Source organism: Paenibacillus sp. FSL R10-2778 (assembly GCF_038593035.1).
In the GTDB taxonomy this organism is placed as follows: Bacteria; Bacillota; Bacilli; order Paenibacillales; family Paenibacillaceae; genus Paenibacillus_AQ; species Paenibacillus_AQ odorifer.
Genome location: NZ_CP151956.1, coordinates 743,415 through 768,320, shown reverse-complemented (window position 1 = coordinate 768,320; position 24,906 = coordinate 743,415). Strand labels below are relative to the sequence as shown.

Genomic DNA, 24,906 nt, shown 5'->3' with positions numbered 1-24,906 from the left:
GAAAATTTTATTCCATCCGATAGATAGGGGGAAACTTCCATGATTAAGAAGCATTATATTCTCTACTCCGTTCTAGCTATAGCCTTAGGGCTAGGCATAGTGCCCAGTGCTATTCACGCCGAAGGTGCTACCAGCCCTCCTAGGGAAGGCGCTAAGGCAATAACCCAAGCAGCTAGCAATAATCATGCAGAGGCTGTCTATAAAGCTGCGTTACCGCTGTTATCTACCTCTGACAAGTTACCCGAAGCCATAAAATATTTGAACTCCAATATGTATGCGGTAGGGTCGTATCGTGCAACAATGCTGACGCTGAAGCTTGAGAATCTGCATAAAGCTGCGCTGCAAGCCTGGGAGAGTAAATTCAGTACCAGCACTGTCCAGCGGAAGCTCACCGCCATTTATAAAGCAGGCGCCAGCATGTCTTCTCTTGCCGCTATTACCGATGATCTCCAGCTGCGTACACTGCTGAAAAGTGCCAGCGAAAGCGGATATAAGCTGGAGACAGCAGAGGGTACTTTTTTCCCGGTGATCGATTATGGGGCTTACCGCAAGTACAAGCTATACGTCACCAATGATATCAGCGCTTATATTACCATTATGGCCACCGAATCGGACCTGCCCTCTTCCAAGGACAACGGGCTAGTTATCGCCTGGACTGAGGTTGCAGCCAGAGCTTTATCTCAAGAGCAATTCATTCAAAATCATCCGAAATCAAACCGAATTTCTGCTGTAAAAGCCTTGTATACTAAGTACGTGAATAATACGTTTTACGGCCAGAATAACACTCCTCTCTTCCATTATGACAATCTGGAAATGGATTTGGAGGCGCAAAAGGCTTACTCCAGTATTCTGACCAAAAATAATGATAACAGCCCATTTCTACAAAAGCTGGATAGCTTCATGAAATTAATGAAAGACAATAGCTATAAATTGACCGATGAGGTCGAGCAATATCGTAAGACTTCGTTACCGCTCTAATAAAGAAATCACAAAAGCCCGTCCCTGAAATGAATAGGGACGGGCTTATTTATGTTCATTAACGTGATTATGAAGTGGATGCGAGAATTAAATAAGGATGTTAAAGAGATTAGAATCCTTATTGATCTCTACATAATCGACGCCCTTCTGCTGCATCCGTTCGATGAGAGGTTCGTAGGCATCCGTTGACAATAATTCAATGCCAACAAGCGCGGGACCATTTTCTTTATCATGCTTCTTGATATACTCGAAACGGGTAATATCATCGTGAGGTCCAAGGATTTCGCCCAAGAACTCACGCAGCGCACCTGCACGTTGCGGGAAGTTCACCATGAAATAGTGTTTTAAACCTTCGTAAATCAATGAACGCTCTTTGATCTCCTGCATCCGGTCAATATCGTTGTTGCCGCCGCTTATGATACAGACAACTGTTTTGCCGCGGATTTGATCACGATATTGATCAAGCGCTGCGATAGGCAGCGAACCTGCTGGCTCAACCACTATGGCATTCTCGTTATATAGTTCCAGAATCGTGGTACAAGCTTTACCTTCAGGCACCATCACGATGTCATCCAGATGACGGGAACAAATATCGTACGTCAATCCGCCAACACGTTTTACAGCCGCTCCGTCCACGAACTTATTAATTTCCTTTAGAGTCACCACTTCTCCAAGCTTAATCGCTTCCGTCATAGAAGCTGCTCCGAGTGGCTCCACACCAATCAACTTGGTAGAAGGACTAACTGTCTTCACATAGGTGGCTATGCCCGCTGCCAGGCCGCCTCCACCAATGGTTACGAACATAAAGTCTGCAGGGTTGTCCAGACTCTCCATCACTTCCATTGCAATGGTGCCGTTGCCCGCAATGATTCGTGGCTCATCAAAGGGATGGATCAACGTCATCCCATGATCTATACAAGCTTGCAGTGCTTCATCATAAGCGTCATCAAAGGTATCTCCCTTCAGAATGACCTCAACAAACTCACCGCCAAACCGCCGCACCTGCTTAACCTTCTGGTTAGGCGTAGTGCTTGGCATGTAGACCTTGCCTTTAATTCCAAGCGCCTTACAGGAATAGGCTACGCCTTGTGCATGGTTGCCCGCACTCGCACAGACAATGCCTTTCGCTCTATCTTCTGCTGACAAACTACGAATCATATTATAAGCTCCGCGGATTTTGAAAGAACGTACAATCTGCAAATCCTCGCGCTTCAAATACACATCACAATCATACTTGGCTGACAATACAGCATCACGTTGTAGGGGTGTCCGGATTATGACTTCACGCAGTACGTGATGAGCCCGCACAATATCTTCCATTCCTACGATTCGGTCTTCCTCTTCTCTCATAACCCTCTCGCCTCACTATCTATCTGTTATTCTACTTCTTGTAACATACTCTCCCGAGGACATTTTTTCAAGCATCCTAATCAGTGATAAAGAAAAAGAGACTAAAGGAACCCTATAGTCTCTTACTAGTATTTGCTATCCCTACGCTATGAAACCTACTAGTCCTGTTGCTTCAGCATCCACTTCACCAGGTCTGGTAAGCTTGTCCACAAACGTGAATGTACAATAACATATTCGATAGCCTCGTTAGCGTCACCCACGCCTACAAAATCAGGCAGGTTATGCGGTAATCTTTTGATACCTAACAGATAATCTGGCACATGCTTGTTCACATTCTTTGCCACGCGGTAGAGCATTTTGAGCTGGGAAGTAATCCCGTTCTTCTTATATTCTAAAACCATACGGTCATATGCTACTGTTGCTGCTGCATCCTTGCCGAACTTCTCCAGTACCTTCTCGGTCTTCTTAAGCTTATTAGTGTAAAGGTACGTTGCCGTTAGAAGGTAACGTGCACCTGTGTTATCTTCTGGGTTCAATTCTAGAATGTGCTCCAGCGTCTTTTGTGCTTCTTCTGCATTTCCGCTAAACCAGCAGGAGTCAGCGTAGCTTTTGCAGATTCGAATGTACGAACGTGTCTCGTAAAGACCCCAGAAATGTCCTTTGTTCTCAGTGAAAAAGGCTTCTCCAAGCTCACGCGCACCCGCTTCCATCCCTGCTTTCAGATAAGCACGGGCATCTGCTTCATTCTCGGCTTCCTCAGCCAAAATGAGATAGGCGTCCGGACTGTCCGGATAAACTTCCAATGCCGCTTCTGCTAGCTGTATCCGGCGATTGGATGCTTTAGTTTCCATTGCTTTTTGCAGCAAAGCCTGTTCCTGATCCTTCGGAGTGCCTGAAACGTTGAGCAAAAGTAATTCTTCCTCTGCCCCGCCCATGCCATACTGTTCGATATAATTAAGCATCTCTTTAACTTTTCTGGAGATGGTAGGTGCAGTAACCTCATGTTTGATCGCTAGATCAGCTTGAGTTTGAAGGAATCCATATTCCTCAGACAAGATAAACTCGATAGCTGCACAGAAGGAGCCCATTTTCTTCACTGCAGGCTTGATGTGACGGGAATAACCATTCCATAGAACCAGACCTTCCCAGATTAGCTCCCGGTCATAGCTGTCTCTCATGGTCTCAATAAGATGCAGAGCCAATTGCTCATGCGCCGGATGCTCCCATTTCAGATCACGTGACACCTTTTTTTTGAGCGTAGTTAGGGTAAGCTTAGCTTCAGGAATTGCTGCCGCTTCTGGTTTCTCGGCCACAGCCACAGTAGCAGCGGATTCTTCCGTTGTTACCAGTCGCATGATGGATTCCACTGCAGAAGTTTCTTTCCCTAGGCAGCATTTCTTATATTTTTTCCCGCTTCCGCAAGGACACATATCATTTCTTCCAATCTTACTCAAAACGAATTCCCCCTTAAATCTGTGAGTAGCCATTCGCCATAAGCGTATCGCTAGTATGCACTATAAGTATCAACATTTTCAGGCACGAGGCATCCTTTATAAGGTTACTGCACAAAGTCTGAAGGACTCCGATTTAAAAGGGCCTTCCCATGATCGGAAAGGCCCTTATCTGTATATATCCGCACATTTTCCCCCGTACGTGTAGTATTATAGCACTTCTTCTATCACTTGTCAGTCCTTTTTTAGGACTTAAAGCGCAAAAAATTGCTAGATACAGTGCTTTATCCTTATACCAGAGCCTTCATAGCGATGTCGCTGCGATTCTGTTTCCCGGAAAAAGAGATTCCTTCAGCCCTAGCATAGGCTGCTGAACGAGCTTCGGCAATCGTAGCACCCAGGCCTACCACGCCTAAGACCCGTCCGCCGTTCGTTACCCAGCTGCCATCTGCCCCCCGTGCTGTACCGGCATGGAAGATCAGCCCTCCTTGGCTGTCCTCAAGCCCTTCGATCGGCACTCCCTTAGGATAAGAGCCTGGATATCCTCCAGAAGCGAGAACCACGCACACCGCTGCTTCGTCGCTCCATTCAATATCGATATCCGCAAGTCTACCCTCGGTTACTGCCAAAAAGATTTCTAACAAGTCGCTCTTCAATCTAGGCAGCACGACCTGTGTCTCCGGATCCCCAAACCGGGCATTAAATTCGATGGTCTTTGGTTTACCTTCTGGAGAAATCATCAGCCCTGCGAACAAAACGCCGCTGAAAGAACGGCCTTCAGCTACCATAGCCTTTGCTGTTGGCTTAATGATGGTCTCAATCGCTTCTTGGATAATCGCCTCGTCGATATGCGGCAGAGGCGAATAGGTGCCCATTCCACCGGTATTAGGACCTTTATCTCCATCGTAAGCGGGCTTATGATCCTGAGCGGCAGCCATCGGACGAACTGTCTCTCCATCAACAAAAGCCAAAATCGACATTTCCTGACCCGCTAGGAACTCTTCAATGACAACCTGAGCGCCAGCCTCACCAAACACTTTGGTTACCATAATATCAGCTAGTGCCTGCTCTGCCTCTTCCCGTGAATAGGCAACGGTCACGCCTTTTCCTGCGGCAAGCCCATCTGCCTTGATTACGATCGGCAGCGGTTGCTCGCGTAAGTAAGCCAGTGCAGCTTCATAGCCATCAAATTTTTCATAGGCTGCTGTCGGAATATTATATTTGTGCAAAAGATCCTTCATAAAGGTTTTGCTGCCTTCGATCTCAGCTGCATTCTTACGTGGACCAAACACAGGAATAGCCTGTGCTTCAAAAGCATCCACAATGCCCCCTGCTAACGGATCATCCGGTCCGATTACGACAAGGCCAACTTCCTTCTCTTTGGCAAAAGCCGTCAGACGATCGAACTCGAACACACCGATAGGCACACATTCTGCTAGCTGCGCGATCCCGGCGTTGCCGGGTGCGCAATAGATTTTACCAACCTTGGGGCTTTGGGACAGGCTCCAAATAATCGCATGCTCCCGGCCGCCGCCGCCAACCACTAAAATATCCATTAGAATAAAATCCTCCCAGCGTTCTAGTGTTTGAAATGACGGACGCCTGTGAAGACCATAGCAATTCCATACTCATTCGCGACCTTGATCGATTCTTCGTCTTTAATGGAGCCGCCTGGCTGAATAACTGCGGTAATGCCTGCTTTAGCTGCCATTTCAAGTGTATCTCCCATTGGGAAGAAGGCGTCAGAGGCAAGAACTGATCCTTTGGACTTCTCGCCAGCTTGTTCAATCGCAATTTTTGCCGCGCCAACGCGGTTCATTTGCCCTGCACCTACGCCAACTGTCATATCATCCGCCGCTAATACAATCGCATTAGATTTCACATGCTTAACTACCTTCCAGCCGAACAACAGCTGTTTCAATTCTTCTTCGGTTGGCTTACGGTCCGTAACAACTTGCAGATCATCCGGGTTCACAGAATGCACATCGCTCTCCTGTACAACCATTCCTCCATCAATAGAGGTGACTACGAAGCTGCTCTTACGCGCGCTAGCCGTGCTAAGATTGCCGATTTTGAGCAAACGCAGGTTCTTTTTCTTCGTAAGGATTTCCAGTGCTTCATCCGTAAACCCTGGCGCCAATACGATTTCGAGGAAAATCTCTTTCAGCAGATTAGCAGTGTCTGCATCGATAATCCGGTTAGCGGCTACAATTCCGCCAAAGATAGAGGTTGGGTCTGCGTTGTAAGCTTTTTGATAAGCTTCGTATACACTTTCACCGACACCTACACCACAAGGATTCATATGTTTAATGGCTACGACAGCAGGTTCTTCAAATTCTTTCACGATTTGCAGCGCTGCGTTAGCATCGTTGATATTGTTGTAGGATAATTCTTTGCCATGCAATTGCTCAGCTGCTGTAAGAGTATCCCCCGCAGCCAAAGGCTTGCGATAGAAAGCCGCTTTTTGATGCGGATTCTCGCCATAGCGCAGATCCTGAATTTTCTCATAAGTCACGGTGTAGCGCTCAGGAAGCGGTTCGCCAGTAACATTAGCCAAATAATCGGAAATTAAGGCATCGTAAGCCGCCGTATGACGGAACACTTTTGCCGCAAGACGTTTGCGTGTTTCCAGCGTTGTATCTCCACCTGCGCGAACCTCTTCAAGCACTGTAGCATAGTCGTTAGCATCTACCACTACACTTACAAAAGCATGGTTCTTCGCCGCAGAACGCAGCATCGTCGGTCCGCCGATATCGATATTCTCGATGGCTTCTTCATACGATACATCCGGTTTAGCAATGGTTTCCGCGAACGGATACAAATTTACTACTACCAGATCAATGTAGTCCAGACCAAGCTCTTTCATTTGACGCGTGTGTTCCTCATTGTCACGAACCGCTAGCAATCCGCTGTGTACAGCCGGGTGCAAGGTTTTGACACGTCCATCCATGATTTCCGGGAATCCTGTAACATCGGAAATACCGATGACTGGAACACCTTCCTTAGCCAAAAGCGTGCTTGTTCCACCTGTGGAAATAATCTCTACGCCTAATACAGACAACTCGCGGCAAAAATCCACGATACCTTGTTTATCCGATACGCTAACTAGCGCTCTTTTGATACTCACTTTGAATAGTCCTCCTTCGGGTTGTACGTGCGATTTAATGTGATGACATCTAAAAGCTTGGGAAATTACTATAAGAAAGAATCTGACTCTATTACCTACTACACGACACATAATGCCGCTTATGCAATATTTCCCGAGAAATACCCTAAAATCTCTCCGCCTGTCACCAAATGTCGATCCAAAACTTCGAATGGCTACAGTGTGGCTTACTTTTCGCGGATAATCGTCTTTCTTCCACTCAGTTCCACTTTCCCGCTGGCAAAAGCGCCAACCACTTCAGGATACAACTCATACTCAACCTTATGAATCCGTTCCGCCAATGAATCTGCCGTGTCGTTATCCAACACAACTACGCTACGCTGAGCAATAACCGGCCCGGTATCCATACCTCCATCGACAAAATGCACAGTGACTCCCGTCAGCTTCACGCCATAATCCAGCGCTTGTCCGATCGCATCCTTTCCAGCAAAAGCAGGCAGCAGCGATGGGTGAATGTTAATAATCCGACCCGCATACGGCGTTAAAAGCACTGGTGTAATGAGGCGCATATACCCTGCCAACACAACCAGCCCGATTTCCCGCCGCTGAAGCTCTGCTACAATCTCTGCTTCGTAGAGTTCACGGCTGGCGAAGTCTTTTGGCCGCAGCAGGAGGGCGGGAATTCCCGCATCCTCCGCACGTTGTGCTACAGGCGCTTCCGGCTTGTCCGAGACAAGCAATTCAATCCTGCCGTCTCCAAGCAAACCTGCTTTCTGTGCCTCGATCAGTGCTGCAAAATTGCTGCCCTGCCCCGAAGCAAAAACAGCGATTCGACTTGATTGCATCACACTTCAGCTCCAGTAAAGGTTACTTTGCGTTCCCCTTCTGTTACTTTACCAATGATATACGCCTCTTCTCCGCTAGCTTTAAGCAGTTCAAGAGCGCGTTCTCCATCAGCAGCGCTAACTACCAGAACAAGACCAATTCCCATATTAAAAGTAGTGAACATATCACGGTTGCTTACGTTACCTTTGTTCTGCATCAACCCGAAAATTGGCAGAATCGGCCACGATCCGTAATTGATCTCCACATCTACATTATCAGGCAATACGCGTGGGATATTCTCGATGAATCCGCCACCCGTAATGTGAGCCATACCTTTTACCGGAAGCTGCTCCAGCAGTGCCAGCAAAGGCTTCACATAAATCTTAGTTGGTGCAAGGAGTACATCCGCAAGCGGAGCACCAAGCTCAGGAAGCACGTCATTCAGGCCATAACCCTCTTGCTCAAGCAAAAGCTTACGCACCAGCGAGAAGCCATTGCTGTGCACACCACTGGAAGCCAGACCAATCACTGTGTCTCCAGCAGCGATGTTAGCGCCTGTTACCAGCTTCGCTTTGTCAGCTACGCCCACTGTGAATCCAGCAATATCATATTCACCTGCTGAATACATACCCGGCATCTCAGCCGTTTCGCCGCCAATCAGTGCACAACCCGCTTGGTGACAGCCTTCAGCGATTCCGGCTACGATAGCCTCGATTTTCTCCGGCACCACTTTGTCGCAAGCCAGATAGTCGAGGAAAAAGAGTGGCTCTGCGCCTTGCACTACAATGTCGTTCACGCACATAGCTACAGCGTCGATGCCAATCGTGTCATGGCGATCTGCCGCGAACGCAATTTTGAGCTTTGTGCCTACACCATCGGTTCCCGATACAAGCACTGGCTCTTCATATTTATCTTTATTGAGGCCAAACAGCGCTCCGAACCCACCAAGATCCGTCATTACTTCTGGACGGTAAGTACGTTTTACGTGCTTTTTCATGCGTTCTACCGCTTCATTACCAGCCGCAATATCCACTCCGGCGTTTTTATAAGCTTCCGACACTATTGGACACCTCATCTTTTAATAGTTTAGAGCGCGTTTGGGCGCATTCGGCTTTTGGGTGATTGTAGGGGAGTTACTGCGAGGAATGTTTGGACTTCCGATCGCTGTTATGGTTGGATTTCCTGATTCGAACCGCTCTTCGCGGTAGAAATCCAACCATAAAGGCGAACGCTACGCTTCTACAGTTCCAAACTTCCTCTCCATAACTCCCTCCAAACACCGCTTTGTCCCTACTGCAAGCCGCAGTGCGCGCCTTGCACACGGACCTCAAGACCTCGGTGCATGAGCTGCGCCATGCACCTCCTTAAGCGAGACAAGCGGCCCTCGTATTTGCGAAGCAAACAGAGGGAAGCTTGGCAAGCCAGTCCCGGCGGCGGATGCAGCGGGGGGGTGGAGCCGTGTCCCGTCCGTGCAAAGCACACAGGGACAAAGCGAGCACTCGTACCCAAGTCTTCTTAGCAAGTTATAACCTAACTCCTACCGCCGAGCTTTCGGGTGGCCGGAGGGCAGAGCCCTTCGGAATCCCCCTTTGAAAGGGGGACTTAGGGGGAGGTCAACACGAGCAGCCATCTTTCTCTGCCCCGCCAAAATCCACCTGCGTCGGGTAATCATTATCAAAGCAAGAAAGGCAAAGTCCGCCTTTGTAGTCGTCTTTGTTGTGTCCACCAATGGAAGAGATTAAGCCTTCCGGCGACAAAAATGCCAAGGAATCGGCGTTGATCTCTTCGCACATTTCCTCAATGGTCTTGTAGGACGCGATGAGGTCGCGGCGGTCTGGTGTATCAATGCCGTAGAAGCAAGGATTCTTGAACGGTGGCGAAGTAATCCGCACATGCACTTCAACAGCTCCCGCTTCCCGAAGCAGATTGACGATTCGGCGTGAGGTCGTGCCACGAACGATGGAATCATCGATCATAACGACACGTTTGCCATCAACTACGCTGCGCACGGCGCTCAGCTTCATCTTCACACCTTGCTCACGCAGTTCTTGGCTCGGCTGGATGAAGGTCCGTCCAGTGTACTTATTCTTAATGAGCCCAAGCTCATAAGGAATTCCCGTTTGCTCGGCATACCCGATAGCTGCTGAAATACTGGAATCCGGCACACCGGTTACGAGATCAGCATCGACAAAAGCTTCCAGTGCCATGCGGCTACCCATCCGCTTACGGGCGGAGTGCAGGTTAGAGCCGTTCATATCACTGTCTGGGCGTGAGAAGTAAATATACTCCATCGCGCACAGCGCTTTACGTTTGGGTTCGGTAAAACGGTCCTCTAAGAGGCCGTTTTTGTCGAGGACAAGCAGTTCGCCCGGCTCAATATCTCGAACCAGCTGCGCCCCAATGACCTCTAATGCGCAGGACTCGGAAGCAAAAATATAAGCTTCACCAATCCGTCCCATCACTAGCGGACGCAAGCCATGGGAATCTGAAGCGACAATCAACTTGTCATTTGTCATAAGCAGAAAAGCAAACCCGCCAACGAGCTGCTGCAGCGCATCTTTTGCCGCTTCAACAAAATCCTTTGGCGAACGGGCAATTAAATGCGCCAGCACTTCTGTATCACTCGTAGTTTGAAAGATCGATCCGCTTTGCTCCAGCTGTTTGCGGATCAACGGTTCATTTACTATGTTGCCGTTCGTAGCAATCGCCAAATCGCCGTCACGATATTTAAATACCAGTGGCTGCGCATTGGTTAAGCGACTGTCTCCACTAGTGGAATAACGTACATGCCCAATGGACATGTCTCCAACCAATGAGGCTATTTTGTCCTTGTCGAATACTTCTTTTACTAACCCCATCCCGCGGTGATAGTTGAAATCGCGGCCGTCTGCTACGCAGATTCCCGCACTTTCTTCTCCACGATGTTGTAAGGCGTGTAAGCCGTAATAAGACATGGACGCCGCTTCCGGGTGTCCGAAGACCCCGAAAACGCCGCATTCCTCTTTTAATGTGTCAAAAATATCTCCCGAGCCCGTTCCTTCATTGTAAAAGTCACCAGTCCACAGGATAGGAGTCTCCTGCTCTTTCCCGGTCTTTATTTCATAAGACATGGAATAGCATCCTCCCAAACGAATTTCAATTCTGCTACAGCTTCATCTAGTGCGGACACGCCGTCCAGATTTACGCGCAGTCTGTCTCCACCTACAGTTCCGATGATTTCCACGGGAACACCGCTGGCTGCAATCGCTGCTTTCAGCTCTTCCGCACGTTCAGGAGCGGCTGTCAGCACAATGCGTGATTGGCTTTCGCTGAACAATGCTACATCAGATCTAAGACCGTTAGCTGAAAGTTCAACGTTCGCTCCGATTCCGCCGCTGATACAGCTCTCTGCAAGCGCTACGGCTAGTCCACCTTCGGACAAGTCATGAGCGGAACGCACCAGACCGCCACGAATTGAGGTAAGGACTGCGTTCAGCAGTTTTTTCTCAGTAGCCAAATCCAAAGCCGGAGGACGACCTTCGGTCACTCCATGAACAGCATATTGGAATTCACTGCCGCCCAGCTCAGCCTTGGTCACTCCCAGCAGAAGAATGGAATCGCCTTCTTGCTTGAACCCTTGAGTCGTAATATGATCCGTGTCCGCTACTAAACCAACCATGCCGACAACCGGCGTTGGATAGATGGAACCCGTAGTATTTTCGTTATAAAGACTGACATTACCACCGATAACCGGAGTATCCAGCACACGACATGCTTCAGCCATACCATCAACCGCACGCTCCATTTGCCAGAACACATCAGGCTTCTCAGGATTTCCAAAGTTCAGATTATCCGTAATAGCCAGCGGTTCAGCACCGGAACAAACGATGTTGCGTGCCGCTTCGCTGACTGCGATACGTCCGCCCACTTCAGGATCAAGATGAACATAACGGCCATTACAGTCTGTAGTCATCGCAAGTCCTTTACGAGTACCATGAATGGTAACTACAGCCGCGTCAGATCCAGGGCGTACAGCTGTGCTCGTCCGCACCATGTAATCGTATTGATTGTATACCCATGCTTTACTTGCTACGGTTGGTGATCCAAGTACTGTACGCAATGCACCGCCCAGATCCGTAACTTCCTCGTAACGAAGGGTATCTACCTTTTCATTCGCAATATAATAAGCAGGAACCTCAGAGGGTTTGTTATATACTGGGCACTCATCCACGAGCGCCGTTACTGGCATGTCACCAACAACCTCGCCGTGATGATACAATTTCAAGCGGCCATCATCCGTAACTTTACCGACTTTACAGCAGATAACACCCCAGCGGTCAAAAATTTCTTGTGCCTGGGCCTCATCCTTCGGCTCAACGACGAACAACATCCGTTCTTGTGATTCTGAAAGCATCATTTCGTAAGGCGTCATGCCCTCTTCACGTTGTGGCACCTGATCAAGATACAGCTCCAGACCGTTGCCTGCTTTACTTGCCATCTCCGCACTAGAGCAGGTAAGACCCGCTGCACCCATATCCTGAATCCCGATAACGATGCCGCTGTCGATCAGTTCTAGACAAGATTCCATTACGAGCTTTTCCATAAATGGATCGCCGACCTGTACAGCGGTACGTTTAGCTTCTGATTCCTCACTAAGCTCTACCGATGCAAAAGTAGCACCATGAATTCCATCACGTCCTGTAGGAGGGCCTACATAGAAGACAGGGTTGCCTACACCCTTAGCTACACCACGTTGGATTTTGTCATGATCAATTAGACCGACACACATTGCGTTAACAAGCGGGTTACCGTCATAGCTATCATCGAACATGATTTCGCCGCCAACCGTTGGAATCCCGATACAGTTACCATAACCGGCAATACCAGACACAACATGCTCGAACAAATACTTCACTCGATCACTTTCCAGCTTCCCGAAACGAAGTGAATTGAGGATTGCGATAGGTCTGGAGCCCATGGAGAAAATATCACGGATAATCCCGCCGACACCCGTTGCCGCACCTTGGAAAGGTTCTACCGCTGAAGGGTGGTTATGACTTTCGATTTTGAAAACAACCGCTTGGTTGTCACCGATATCTACAATCCCTGCACCCTCGCCAGGTCCCATCAGGACACGTGGTCCGGAAATTGGGAAACGTTTCAGGAGGGGTTTGGAGTTCTTATAGGCACAGTGCTCCGACCACATTACGCTGAATACGCCGATTTCAGTATAGTTCGGCAAACGTCCCATAAAAGACTTGATCAGCTCATATTCGCTGTCCGACACACCGAACTGGCTATAAATTTTCTGCTCCGCAATCTGTTCTGCGGTCGGTTCCTTAACGGATACTTGCTGCGTCATGACGATCCCTCCAAGTCTTCAGTATGGATGTAAACATTCTTTTGCCATCTTCTGAACCAAGTAAACTATTAGCCGCGCGCTCAGGGTGAGGCATCATGCCAACCACATTCCCTTGTATGTTACTAACACCCGCAATATCGGCTACGGAGCCATTAGGATTATCGCTATAGGTAAACACGATCTGATTGTTAGCTTTCAGCTCTGCCAAAGTCTCGTCATCACAGTAGTAGTTGCCTTCACCGTGTGCGATTGGGATGATGATTTCTTCATCTTTAGCATAGTCAATAGTAAATGGGGTTTCATTATTAACAACCTTAAGCACTGTATCGTGACAGCGGAACTTCATCGACATGTTGCGGCGAAGCGCACCTGGCAGCAAACCAGCCTCAGTAAGAATTTGGAACCCATTGCAAATGCCTAGCACGTATTTCCCTTGCTCTGCTGCTTTAGCAACTTCCGCCATAACAGGAGCAAATCTCGAAATCGCGCCACAGCGCAGGTAATCACCATATGAGAATCCGCCTGGAACCAAAATGCAATCATACGCCGACAAATCCGTCGCTGTATGCCACACATAGTCGACTGGTTCGCCGAGACTGTCCTCTACCGCCTTGTAGCAATCAATATCACAGTTGGAGCCTGGGAAGACAAGTACAGCAAATTTCATGTCGTTTAGTCCTCCAATTCGTAGCGGTAATCCTCGATCACCGTGTTGGCAAGTAGCTTTTCGCACATTTCCTTGAGACGAACTTCCGCTTCAGCACGGTTATCCGTATCCAGAGTCAGCTCCATATATTTCCCGATACGCAAGCTTTCAACTTCTTGGAAGCCTACCGAATGAAGTGCTCCTTGTACTGCTACCCCTTGTGGATCAAGAACGCTTTTCTTTATGGTGACATATACCGTCGCTTTTAACATATGCTTGTAGTTCCTCCTAAATTTTAATGAGCATACCCTCTGAAACTGAAATTCTACAATGAGTACATTTAGCTTCAAAAATATATACTGAATTTATTCCCATGAGTGCACACACTATGTTGAACTATAAAGACTTGCCAGTAAGACGATGATAAATGCCCAGATAACGCCGTGTAGTTTCTTCTACTACTTCCAGTGGGAGCGGATCAGGTTTACTATTCTTGTCCCAGGCAGATGCAGATAGATACGTACGAACAGGCTCTTTATCCATACTATCAATTTCAATATCAAGCGCGTATTTATCCTTAGCCCAGAAGCGGGAAGCATCCGGTGTAAAAATCTCATCGATCAGAATCACCTTACCGTCCAACAAGCCGAATTCGAATTTGCAGTCCGCAAGAATGATCCCACGCTCAGCACAATACTCTCTAGCAAAAGCGAACAGCTTTAAGCTCTTTTCCTGCAGCTCAAGCGCCAGATCAGCTCCGATTAATTCCTGCATTTTCTCAAACGGAATATCCTCATCGTGACCTACATCATTTTTAGCCGCAGGGGTAAAAATCGGTTCTGCCAGCAGCGCGTTTTTGCGGAGGTTAGCAGGAAGATCAATACCATTTACCTTGCCGGTTTCTTGATACTGTCTCCAGCCGCCGCCAGTGATGCATCCACGCACTACGCATTCGATATCAATACGCTCCGCTTTGCGTACCACCATGACACGGTTTCTGAGAGCCTCTTTGTCCTTAACTACGTCGCCGAGCAGATCCACATCGATATGAACGACATGATTCTCCATCAGCTCTTTAGTCTGTCCGAACCAGAACGCGCTCAGACGGTTAAGCACGTTGCCCTTTTCAGGGACTGCCGGGTCCAGCACATAGTCAAAAGCAGATATCCGATCTGTAACTACGATCAGTACATTTTCCCCTAAATCGTATAGCTCACGAACCTTCCCTTTGTAGAGCAGCGGCGCATTGATGAGTTCCACGGCTGTGGATACGGCCGATGATGTCATGACCTTTCCTCCCTTGAACTAATGATCTCCCTAATAACTATCTGGTCTCAAAGGCGTAACTCCGAGGAATGTTTGGACTTCCGATCGCTGTTATCCTCAGATTTCTTGATTTGAACCGCTTCTCGCGGTAGAAATCCGAGGATAAAGGCGAACGCTAACGCTTCTACAGTTCCAAAATTTCTCTCCGTTCCTTATCGACCAGTTGCATTTCAATTCTGCACAACCTTAACCGCTCGTACTATTCCTAGCTCCTTAGTTCACCATTAACGCATCTATTTTTTAGAGCAGTTCTAGCTTGCGGAAGATGGTATCCACATGCTTAAGGTGCCAAGAAGGGTTAAATGCATCTTCAATCTCTTCTGGGGTGAGGACATTAGTGATTTCAGGTGTAGCTTCCACGATATCACGGAACTGCTTTTGCTCTTCCCAAGCTTGCATCGCACGTGGTTGAACGGTATCGTACGCTTGCTCACGGCTGAAGCCTTTATCAATCAGCTTGGTTAAGATCCGGCCGGAGAAAGGGACGCCGAAGGTACGATTCATGTTACGCTTCATATTCTCTGGGAATACAGTCAGGTTCTTCACGATGTTTCCGAAACGGTTCAGCATGTAGTTCAGCAGCATCGTTGCATCCGGAAGGATGATACGCTCCACTGAAGAGTGCGAGATATCGCGTTCATGCCAGAGCGGCACGTTCTCGTAAGCTGTAACCATATGTCCGCGAATCACGCGGGACAGACCGGAAATATTCTCGCAGCCAATAGGATTCCGTTTATGCGGCATAGCAGATGAACCCTTTTGACCTTTGGCAAAAGCTTCTTCTACTTCGCGAATCTCACTCTTTTGCAGAGCGCGGATTTCGGTAGCGAATTTGTCTAGCGAGGTTGCTACCAGAGCAAGAGCTGCCATATATTCAGCGTGACGGTCGCGCTGTAGAGTTTGTGTCGAGATCGGTGCAGGGCTTGTACCCAGCTTACGGCAGACAAATTCTTCTACGAATGGATCGATGTTGGCATACGTACCAACGGCTCCGGAGATTTTGCCAAATTGCACACCGTTCGCAGCATGGCGGAAACGCTCCAGGTTACGTTTCATTTCTTCGTACCACAATGCCATTTTCAGACCAAAAGTAGTTGGCTCAGCATGAACCCCATGTGTACGGCCCATCATCGGTGTATCTTTATAAGCAATAGCTTTATCTTTAAGGATCTCAATGAAGTTAATAATATCCTTCTCTAGTATCTCATTCGCTTGACGCAACAAGTAACCCAGTGCTGTATCCACCACATCTGTGGAAGTAAGGCCGTAGTGTACCCATTTGCGTTCTGCGCCAAGGCTTTCGGAAACCGCACGAGTAAAGGCGATTACGTCATGACGTGTTTCCTGTTCGATTTCATCAATACGTGCGATGTCGAATTTAGCATCCTTACGCAGCTTAGCAGCGTCTTCATGTGGGATGACTCCCAGCTCCGCCCATGCTTCACAAGCGCATATTTCCACTTCCAGCCACGCTTTGAATTTATTCTCCTCAGTCCAAATGGCCCGCATCTCGGGTCTGCTGTAACGTTCGATCATATTCTTTAGTTCCTCCAAAGTTTAGATTGCTCCACCCAGGATAGGCCGTCTCCGGTATCCTTGCACAGCAGATTGATATGACCCATCTTACGACCAGTCTTACTCTCAGTCTTGCCATATATATGAAGCTTAGGTACAATACCCAGCTTATTATCTTTTTCCTCATGTGTACAGGTCGCTTTAATCGCACCATCCAAATGCTGACCTAATACATTTACCATAACTACAGGTGTCAAAAGCGTTGTATCGCCCAGCGGCAGATTACAAATCGCCCGGACATGCTGCTCGAACTGTGAGGTCACGCAAGCATCCATGGTGTAATGGCCGGAATTATGCGGTCTTGGTGCCAGCTCATTGACGAACAATTCACCGTCCGCTGTGACGAACATTTCCACGGCAAGCAGTCCAACCGCATTCAGGCCTGCGATTAAAGTCTCAGCCAGCTCGCAAGCTCTGCGCTGAATGTCCGCTGACACTCTTGCAGGCACAATGGACAGATGCAAAATATTGTTTACATGAATGTTCTCAGAAGGCGGAAAGCTTTTGACCTCCCCAGATGCACTACGTGCAGCAACAACGGATATTTCGCATTGAAAAGTTACAAACTTCTCAAGCACCAGCTCCGGAATCACCTCACCGGGTGCAACCTGCCGAAAAGCTTCTTCCAGCTCTTCTTCCTGACGAATCACAGCTTGACCCTTGCCGTCATAACCGCCTGTGGCTGTCTTGAGCACACAAGGTAGTCCAAGTTCAGCCGCCGCCTCTTTTAGCTCCGCAAGGCTGTCTACCTTCCGGTACGGGGCGACCGGAACGCCCGCCGCCTCGATGGCGGCTTTTTCGCGCAGCCGATGCTGCGTGGTATACAGCAGCGCGCTGCCCTGCGGCACGTACGATTCTTCCGCCAGCAGCGCTGCTACGCCCGCGTCGACGTTCTCGAACTCGTACGTGATGACGTCCGAGCGGCGGGCCAGCTCCCGCGCCGCGTCCCGGTCGTTATACGCCGCCATAATCTGCGGCGTAACTTGACCGCTAGGCGCATCCGGCGCAGGATCCAGCGCCACGAAGCGGTACCCCATGGCGCTGCCGGCCAGCGCCATCATGCGCCCGAGCTGCCCGCCGCCGAGCACGCCGACGGTCGAGCCGGGCAGCAGCGTCCGGACGGTGTCCGCACCGGACGCTTGTGCGGCTGGCGAAGCTGCGCCGCCAGCCTCCTGCAGCTTCAGCTCCTCCGGCCTCATAAGCTGTCGCTGCTTTCCAATACTTCATCGCGGATCGCATCCCGACGCAGCTGCACACGCTGCTGCACTTCGGGGTCGAACGCTCCGATGATCTGTGCGGCCAGCAGGCCTGCATTTACAGCGCCTGCTTTACCAATAGCTACTGTTGCTACCGGTATGCCTCCAGGCATCTGCACGATGGAGAGCAGCGAATCCAGCCCATTAAGTGCTTTCGACTGCACGGGCACTCCAATCACTGGCAGGATCGTCTTTGCAGCCACCATACCCGGTAAATGTGCGGCGCCGCCTGCTCCTGCAATAATCACACGAATACCGCGGCCAGCGGCTTCCTCCGCATAGCGGAACATCAAGTCCGGTGTACGGTGCGCGGATACTACCTTCTTCTCATAAGACAAACCCAGCTCTTCCAGCACCCCACAAGCGTGCTCCATCGTATCCCAATCCGACTTACTACCCATGATGACAGCTACCTGCACAGACATGATTCGACCTACCTTCCAATCACTAGTATGAGATATCTTTATCTTGTAAATCCGAACAAGCAGAGACTACATTCTCGTCCTTCAGGGATGACTATCGTTTTCCTTAATAATATAAGGTTGATGTATTACGTGTAACTTATTCCTTATATTAAAAAAGCCCGATGTCCAGACGCATTTTGCTGCGGGAGGATCGGACTAGTAAAGGAATTAGGAAAAAACACTCCCGCTTGCCTCTCACCAAACTGGCATTAAGCGCGGAAAGCTGCACAATGCATCACTCCATTATCTGGACTGCATTATCGCATTCTAGCATCCTATTTCCTCGTAGTCCGGTAATTTACGGTTCCCGGGTAGAAACTTCCGGGCCATATTCCCGGTTTTATACGAGCTCTTCATGACATCAGTTTAACAATCCCCTACACATGATGTCAACTCAAACACGAACATTGGTAAAATCACCATAATAAATGTTCGCTTTTGGGCGAATTTAAATTCTCAATAACCTTATATTTTGTGAAGAAGTACTTCTTTCCGTACGCTCCTACCTCTAGCGCTCTATGGTGTTTAAGCTCCAGATTAAGACCTGTACAGCCTTAAATTGAAAAAAAGGAACGCTATCAGCGTCCCTTTGAACTCTATATTATTTTACAACCAGCACTGGAATACGAGCGCTTTGTACTACATTATGGCTGACACTGCCCAGAACAAATTCACGTATACCGCCAAGCCCGCGGCTGCCGATAACTATGATGTCTATAGCATTTTCCTTAGCATATTTCAAAATCACTTCCGCAGGAGATCCTTGTAAAAGCTCAACCTCAGCATTCAGGCCTTCAGCCTCAAGGCGTCCCTTCACTTCCTCGGTTGTCTGCACTGCCAAATCATAATATTCTTTATTTACTGAAGCTGGTAGTGGTGCAAGAGCTTCTCCGATAAAAAATCTTGGGAATTCAAATGCGTGTACGACATGCAATATAGAACCTGGTGTGACTTTAGCGAGTTCAATTGCGCGCTCCAATGCTTGATTAGAAGCCTTTGAACCGTCATAGGCTAGCAAAATTTTAGAGAATAACATGTACGCCACCTCTTTTTCTAGTTTGTAATCCTAAAGACTATTATCTTAAAAAATAGCTGTACAAAAAGATATTCAGCAGCAGCAGAAGCGGAATTCCGATCCTGAAGGATGTATGACGCGTCTTGTGGCGCTTACGGTACATGGCAATCAGCACACCTAGTGCGCCGCCCATGGCTGCCAGCAGAAAAAGTGTTTTCTCAGGTACACGTTCCCGCCTTTTGCGGGCTTTGTTCTTGTCCTCGGACATCACTACATACCCGATAATATTAATTACCACAAACCACAACATTACAACCTTGACCATTCTCCCGGGCTCCTCCTCCTTGCTTCCTATCTCTATTATATTCCCCTTTTGCACAAAAAACCAATCATCCTTACACGCTCTGCCAAGTCTGTTAAGTTTCTTTTAGCTGCTTCTGCTTCGTATCCTTCATCCATACCCAGGATAAAATTGTAGCCAACGCCGCCGCAATCCCACCTAACCAGAATCCTCCGGTCAAGCCATATACAGAGCTCATCCAACCTGCTACGAATGGCCCTGCTGACATCCCTATCGCATAAACGGCCTGATAGAAACCCATAGCTGTAGCCCGTTTAAAAGGATCTATTTCTGATACGGATTTACTCAACAGCAGCGGAAAAATAAGTCCCTGCATAAAACCATTCCCCACCTGAGTCAGACAAAGCGCCGCTAACGTCGGCATAGAAGGAATGAGCAGCGTAAACAACGCGCTTCCCGCGAAGCCTAGCATAAGCTTCCCTCTATCACCCAGCAGCCCTCCAAACAGACGTGAGCCGTAGAGCGTTGCGATGGCATGCGGAATCATAAAAGCAAGTGTTAGCCAGCCCAAGCTTTCTTTGCTTGCTCCGATATTCAGCGCCTGGTTCGGAGTATATCCGAACATCGTTATAAATAGCACACAGTGTGCCAGCACAGACAACAGTGATACTTTTACCAGCAAAGGTTCCTTTACAACACCAGCCAGCTCCTTGATCTGTATGGCATTTTGCCGTTTTTCCTGCTTTTGTTCCGGTAACCGAAGCGCAAGTATTAGTGCCGCAATAGCTACAATTCCCCCAATCAGGAAGGGGGCATTCCAGCCCCAATGCTCTACCATATAGCCGCTGATCATCATGCTGGTCAATTGGGCGATTACTGTAGTGAATTGCAGCATGCCCATCGCTTTTCCAGCTTCCTCTTTTGGAAAATATCCTGCGAACATCACAGAGTACACAACCCATGCCGATGCTGCTATCCCGGATACCGCACGTGCTGCCAACGCCCAACCCGGCTGTGCTCCCCACATAAAAAGAAAACAGCTGACTCCACTCGCAATCAATCCCAGATAGATAAACGGCCGCCGCCTATTTAAATAATCTGAACCGATGCCAATGGGTATACGGAATAGGATCTGCATTAACCCATATATCCCAAGCACCATGCCCACCATAAAATACGATGCTCCCAAATGCTCAACATATGGTGAAAGCACCGGCACATAAATATAAGAAGAGAACCAAAACATAAATACAATAACCAAAAAGAAAAACCTGCTGCTTCCTTGCCCCTGTGGGCGATCTGCCGCTTTCAACGGATTCGCCTGCTGCTCAGCTGCCACCTAATCACCTGCTCCACTCATTTGCTTTCCATTCTAATTCAAAGCCTATCCGTAGACCACATAAACTTACTAGGATAGAAAAAAGACTGCTGAGCACACTCAGCAGCCTTCATTATTCTAATCATTCGTTTTAATTGAAGCTAACCATCCGATGATTCCTACTACTTATCCTTCTTTTGTCCTTCAAGCGCTGCTTTCAGCAGTTCCCCAAGGTTAGAACCAATGCTTTCCTGCTTACTGTATTGCTGCACCAGCTTTTGCTGTTCACGTTTATTAACATGCTTGTGATCCTTATCTAAGGTCTCTGTGATTCCACAGCCTAGACATTGTACGAACATGCCTGCTTTACCCTCTTTAAGCTCCATTTTCTTATGGCACTGTGGGCAGCGGCGATTCGATAGTCTTTTCTCACCTGCACGGGTGTAACCACAGTTATCTGCAGGACACACCAGCAGCTTCCCTCGTTTGCTCTTCTTCTCGAGCAGTCTTGTACCGCATTCCGGACAGTGGCTGTTAGAGACATTATGCGGCTTATATTCTGCTCCGCTAGTTTTCACACCTGTTACCAATTCCTGTGCCATACTGCGGATACCTTGTAAAAAGAGCTCCGGTTTGCCTTGACCACGCGCTATTTTCTCCAGCTCAGCTTCCCAACGTGCGGTTAGATCCGGGGTTCGTAGCTGAGTGGATACCAGCTCGATTAACTGCTTACCTTTTCCTGTCGGATGCAGGAGATTACCTTGCCGCTCAATCGTATCGGAGCTTACCAGCTTCTCAATAATATCCGCGCGTGTAGCCGGGGTTCCGAGGCCGTGCTTCTCCATTTGCGTCAACAGCGAAGCTTCATTATAACGCTTCGGTGCCTGTGTTCGGCCAGCACGCACCATACAGCGGCCAATCGTGACAGCAGCCCCTTCGCGCAGCTCAGGCAGCTTTACACTGCCCGCTGCCGGCTCGTCCGCAGATTCCTCCTCGTCATCACTACTCATATCTCCGCCGTATACTTCGCGCCAGCCGGCATCTTTTACTGTCGTCCCTTTGACATGGAAGCTTTCGCCTTCCACATTGACGGTTACAGCTACCGCATCATAACGAGCTGGCGGATAGAACAAGCTTACAAAACGCCGCACAATCAGATCATACAACTTACGTTCCTCAGTACTCAGACCATTTAACAATACGGTCTGTTCTGTAGGAATAATAGCGTGGTGATCACTGACTTTACTATCATCCACGATTCGCTTCGTAATCGGCAGCTGCTTGCGCAGCAATGGACGTGCTAACGCTGCATATGGACCGACCGCAACACTATCCAGTCTTTCCTTGAGTGTGCCCGTCATATCTGAAGTTAAGTAACGGCTGTCCGTACGCGGGTATGTGACAAGTTTATGCTGCTCATATAACCGCTGCAGCACACTGGAGGTCTGCTTCGCGGAGAAGCCGAACTTCCGGTTCGCATCACGCTGCAGTTCAGTCAGATCATAAGCCAGTGGATGAGGTTCACTTTTCTCACTCTTCTGTACCTTAATAATACGGCCGCTGCGTCCTGTAAGCTTATCCTTTAAGCTGGCTGTCTTATCCTTTTCGAATATTCGACCATCACCGTTACTGGCCCGCCATGCCGCTTGGAAATCCCCAAAATCAGCAGTCAGCGTCTCAAAATCGACGGAACGGAAACCCGTAATCTCCTGTTCACGATCCATGATCATCCCTAATGTCGGCGTTTGTACCCGTCCTGCTGAGAGCGGCGAACCGAACTTACAGGTCAAAGCTCTTGTGACATTCAGTCCAATCATCCAATCCGCCTCTGCGCGGCAACGTGCAGATTCATACAACCGATCAAATTCCCGGCCCGGACGGAGTTTTGCAAATCCCTCTTTAATTGCCTTATCAGTCTGCGAGGATATCCATAACCGCCGGAACGGCTTTTTCCACCCTGCCATATTCATAATCCAACGAGCCAGCAGCTCCCCTTCACGGGCAGCATCTGTAGCAACAATAAGCTCCTCAATGTCCTGACGCTTCATTAGATGCTGGACAGCTTTATATTGCTGGTTGGTCTCCCGCAGCACCTTCAGCTTGGTCTTCTCCGGCAAAATCGGCAGATCCTCCAAGGCCCAAGTTGCAAACTTTTTATTATAATCCTCTGGCTCTGCCAGGCCGACCAAATGACCCAGCGCCCAGGTAACCACATATTTTGGACCTTCAATATAACTCTTCTGTTTATTATTGCATCCCATGACCCGTGCAATCTCGCGTGCAACAGACGGCTTCTCCGCCAATACTAATGTCTTCATAATGCTCCCCTTTCCACATCAAATTTCATTATAGCATTAAATGAATGTTAGCAAATATCGTCAGGCTTTACCGTATGCCTCTGTTATACACTAGATCATATCTGATACCCGAAAGGAGTCATAGTCAATGAATGAACAAGAAAGCTATAATATATTATCTATAGGATCGGTTAGAGGTACAGCACATAATTTGCGGCTTGAAATCAACCCGGAATTCAGACCAGCGCTTAAAGGTTTATCTCAGTTTAGTCATTGCCAAGTACTTTGGTGGCTGCATGAGTTTGCAGAGGATCATTTCCGGCAGACTACACAGATTCAGCCTCCTTATGATGCGACCTTAACTGGAGTATTCGCTTCCCGTTCCCCTATTCGCCCTAATCCGATTGGGCTAAGTGTAGCAGCAATCCTGTCTGTCGATGTAGACTCTGGAATAGTGGAGGTGGCCGGGCTTGATGCCTATCCGGGCACACCGGTTCTCGACATCAAAGCCTATTTTCCTAGTGCAGATCGCGTAATGGAAGTGACAGTTCCCGATTGGGCTGCTGTTTGGGGCGACTGGACAGCAAATCATTGAAGTAATCGTGCTAGACACCATTTCTATTAACTGTTATGGGAGGACATCTCTTGAACAATCGCCAACTAATCATTCAAGCCTTAGATCTCATTGAGGATCGCTTAACTACGTTTCTTCCTGTAGCTGTCCTCTCCAAAGAAATGGGATACTCCCTTTATCATTTCACCCGTCTATTTCAAGCAGTCACTGGGGTAGCACCCGGCGACTATATAGCCAGACGCAAAATCACTGAAGCAGCCTTAGACATTCATCGAATGCCAGAACGTTCATTCCAGGACATCTCATTAGACTATAACTTTAGTAACTATGAGACCTTTACCCGTGCCTTCAAAAGAATGCTGCACACGACTCCCTCTCTTGTTCGAAAAAGACTTACTGAAACGAAACTCCCTTTGCTCCCTAGACTATATGAACAGGATCTACTTCAAGTCCTTTCTGATAGTGATCTCTCCCCCCAACTCGTTGATTTAGGAGAAATTATACTTCAAGGACCCGTAGTTAAAGTAGACCATGATTTCTCCGTCATTTCTGATACTTGGCCTTTGCTTTTCAATAAGGTAGCCACTATATCGGATAGAATACAGCCTGAAAAATATTATCAGCTTGGCTTCTGGCCAGATGACTATGAGAGTAATGGGTTTTCGATCATGTGTGCCTGCGAACTTAGTCCTATAAAAGCAGACCACAATCAGACTTTCCCCCTTCAGATCTTACCACCCATACGTTATCTGAAATTCATCCATAAAGGCCGCTCTTGTGATATCCCTTCTACCTATAAATATATCTACGGAATCTGGCTGCCGAAAACAGAATACAGGATGTCCATTCCATTTGAATTGGAATATTATGGTGAATTGTACCTTGGACCAGATAACGAAAACTCGGTGAGTGAAATCTACATTCCATTAGAATTTTTACAAGAAGAGACTACGTTGTCGTCTTTTATAGATGACAACCGTTACTCTTAGAAATATAAAGATATTATAGTTTTCTAGCTTATTAATTCTCATTTTTTAACAAAAAGCCCGTATCTGCTATGCAAACACGGGCTTTTTTTGCTTA

21 protein-coding genes and 1 riboswitch are annotated in these 24,906 nt (G+C 48.2%); of the genes, 3 read left to right on the top strand and 18 right to left on the bottom strand.

From position 1 onward, the window contains the following. The first annotated feature begins 39 nt into the window (after positions 1-39). Positions 40-978: a hypothetical protein gene (locus NST40_RS03360; protein WP_342410403.1), complete on the top strand. Its 939-nt coding sequence runs from the start codon at positions 40-42 to the stop codon at positions 976-978. An 87-nt stretch (positions 979-1,065) separates the two neighbouring features. Here NST40_RS03360 and ilvA read toward each other — a convergent pair whose 3' ends face one another. The 18 genes from ilvA to NST40_RS03270 form a co-directional block, all read right to left on the bottom strand. Beyond that, the gene (gene ilvA, locus NST40_RS03355; protein ID WP_076104158.1) at positions 1,066-2,328 is read right to left on the bottom strand and encodes a threonine ammonia-lyase IlvA; all 1,263 of its coding nucleotides are present in this window, start codon (positions 2,326-2,328) and stop codon (positions 1,066-1,068) included. A gap of 158 nt (positions 2,329-2,486) precedes the next feature. Then, positions 2,487-3,782, bottom strand: coding sequence for an SEC-C metal-binding domain-containing protein (locus NST40_RS03350; protein ID WP_076128473.1), 1,296 nt, complete (start codon positions 3,780-3,782; stop codon positions 2,487-2,489). 287 nt (positions 3,783-4,069) lie between these two features. After that, positions 4,070-5,335, bottom strand: a complete 1,266-nt coding sequence (purD, locus tag NST40_RS03345) for a phosphoribosylamine--glycine ligase (protein WP_076142419.1) — start codon at positions 5,333-5,335, stop codon at positions 4,070-4,072. 23 nt (positions 5,336-5,358) lie between these two features. Continuing rightward, entirely contained in the window at positions 5,359-6,906 is a 1,548-nt protein-coding gene (gene purH / locus NST40_RS03340; RefSeq protein ID WP_076278151.1) for a bifunctional phosphoribosylaminoimidazolecarboxamide formyltransferase/IMP cyclohydrolase, read from the bottom strand. A gap of 206 nt (positions 6,907-7,112) precedes the next feature. Further along, positions 7,113-7,730, bottom strand: a complete 618-nt coding sequence (gene purN, locus NST40_RS03335; RefSeq protein ID WP_076128467.1) for a phosphoribosylglycinamide formyltransferase — start codon at positions 7,728-7,730, stop codon at positions 7,113-7,115. Further along, the gene (gene purM, locus NST40_RS03330) at positions 7,730-8,770 is read right to left on the bottom strand and encodes a phosphoribosylformylglycinamidine cyclo-ligase (RefSeq protein ID WP_076128465.1); all 1,041 of its coding nucleotides are present in this window, start codon (positions 8,768-8,770) and stop codon (positions 7,730-7,732) included. The genes purN and purM overlap by 1 nt, the downstream gene beginning before the upstream one ends. Positions 8,771-9,323: 553 nt before the next feature. Beyond that, the gene (gene purF, locus NST40_RS03325; RefSeq protein WP_036680905.1) at positions 9,324-10,820 is read right to left on the bottom strand and encodes an amidophosphoribosyltransferase; all 1,497 of its coding nucleotides are present in this window, start codon (positions 10,818-10,820) and stop codon (positions 9,324-9,326) included. Continuing rightward, complete coding sequence (purL, locus tag NST40_RS03320; protein WP_038568661.1) at positions 10,805-13,051, bottom strand: phosphoribosylformylglycinamidine synthase subunit PurL; 2,247 nt, start codon at positions 13,049-13,051, stop codon at positions 10,805-10,807. The genes purF and purL overlap by 16 nt, the downstream gene beginning before the upstream one ends. Further along, positions 13,029-13,718 carry a phosphoribosylformylglycinamidine synthase subunit PurQ gene (gene purQ / locus NST40_RS03315; RefSeq protein WP_076278150.1) on the bottom strand — a complete coding sequence of 230 codons (690 nt, stop codon included), beginning with the start codon at positions 13,716-13,718 and terminating at the stop codon, positions 13,029-13,031. Before purQ ends, purL begins: the two co-directional genes overlap by 23 nt. 5 nt (positions 13,719-13,723) lie before the next feature. Beyond that, positions 13,724-13,969: a phosphoribosylformylglycinamidine synthase subunit PurS gene (gene purS, locus NST40_RS03310; RefSeq protein ID WP_036680912.1), complete on the bottom strand. Its 246-nt coding sequence runs from the start codon at positions 13,967-13,969 to the stop codon at positions 13,724-13,726. A gap of 124 nt (positions 13,970-14,093) precedes the next feature. Continuing rightward, on the bottom strand, positions 14,094-14,984 hold the full coding sequence (locus NST40_RS03305) for a phosphoribosylaminoimidazolesuccinocarboxamide synthase (protein WP_341001121.1): 891 nt from the start codon (positions 14,982-14,984) through the stop codon (positions 14,094-14,096). A gap of 279 nt (positions 14,985-15,263) precedes the next feature. After that, a complete protein-coding gene (gene purB / locus NST40_RS03300) occupies positions 15,264-16,559 on the bottom strand; it encodes an adenylosuccinate lyase (protein ID WP_342410402.1) in 1,296 nt (431 codons plus the stop codon). Positions 16,560-16,564: 5 nt separating this feature from the next. Further along, entirely contained in the window at positions 16,565-17,797 is a 1,233-nt protein-coding gene (gene purK, locus NST40_RS03295) for a 5-(carboxyamino)imidazole ribonucleotide synthase (RefSeq protein WP_342410401.1), read from the bottom strand. After that, complete coding sequence (purE, locus tag NST40_RS03290; protein WP_036680920.1) at positions 17,794-18,279, bottom strand: 5-(carboxyamino)imidazole ribonucleotide mutase; 486 nt, start codon at positions 18,277-18,279, stop codon at positions 17,794-17,796. Before purE ends, purK begins: the two co-directional genes overlap by 4 nt. 305 nt (positions 18,280-18,584) lie before the next feature. Then, positions 18,585-18,686, bottom strand: a riboswitch (purine riboswitch). A 233-nt stretch (positions 18,687-18,919) separates the two neighbouring features. Continuing rightward, entirely contained in the window at positions 18,920-19,354 is a 435-nt protein-coding gene (locus tag NST40_RS03285; protein WP_036680923.1) for a universal stress protein, read from the bottom strand. 40 nt (positions 19,355-19,394) lie between these two features. Then, positions 19,395-19,658 carry a DUF1294 domain-containing protein gene (locus NST40_RS03280; protein WP_036680925.1) on the bottom strand — a complete coding sequence of 88 codons (264 nt, stop codon included), beginning with the start codon at positions 19,656-19,658 and terminating at the stop codon, positions 19,395-19,397. Positions 19,659-19,749: 91 nt separating this feature from the next. Next, positions 19,750-20,973: an MFS transporter gene (locus NST40_RS03275; protein WP_339281646.1), complete on the bottom strand. Its 1,224-nt coding sequence runs from the start codon at positions 20,971-20,973 to the stop codon at positions 19,750-19,752. 161 nt (positions 20,974-21,134) lie between these two features. Further along, complete coding sequence (locus NST40_RS03270) at positions 21,135-23,270, bottom strand: DNA topoisomerase 3 (RefSeq protein ID WP_076278147.1); 2,136 nt, start codon at positions 23,268-23,270, stop codon at positions 21,135-21,137. A 127-nt stretch (positions 23,271-23,397) separates the two neighbouring features. Here NST40_RS03270 and tsaA point away from each other — a divergent pair, with 127 nt between their 5' ends. Together tsaA and NST40_RS03260 are read left to right on the top strand one after the other, a co-directional pair. Further along, on the top strand, positions 23,398-23,844 hold the full coding sequence (gene tsaA, locus NST40_RS03265) for a tRNA (N6-threonylcarbamoyladenosine(37)-N6)-methyltransferase TrmO (RefSeq protein WP_076148050.1): 447 nt from the start codon (positions 23,398-23,400) through the stop codon (positions 23,842-23,844). Between the two features lie 50 nt (positions 23,845-23,894). Continuing rightward, on the top strand, positions 23,895-24,812 hold the full coding sequence (locus NST40_RS03260) for an AraC family transcriptional regulator (protein ID WP_076278146.1): 918 nt from the start codon (positions 23,895-23,897) through the stop codon (positions 24,810-24,812). Positions 24,813-24,906: the final 94 nt, after the last annotated feature.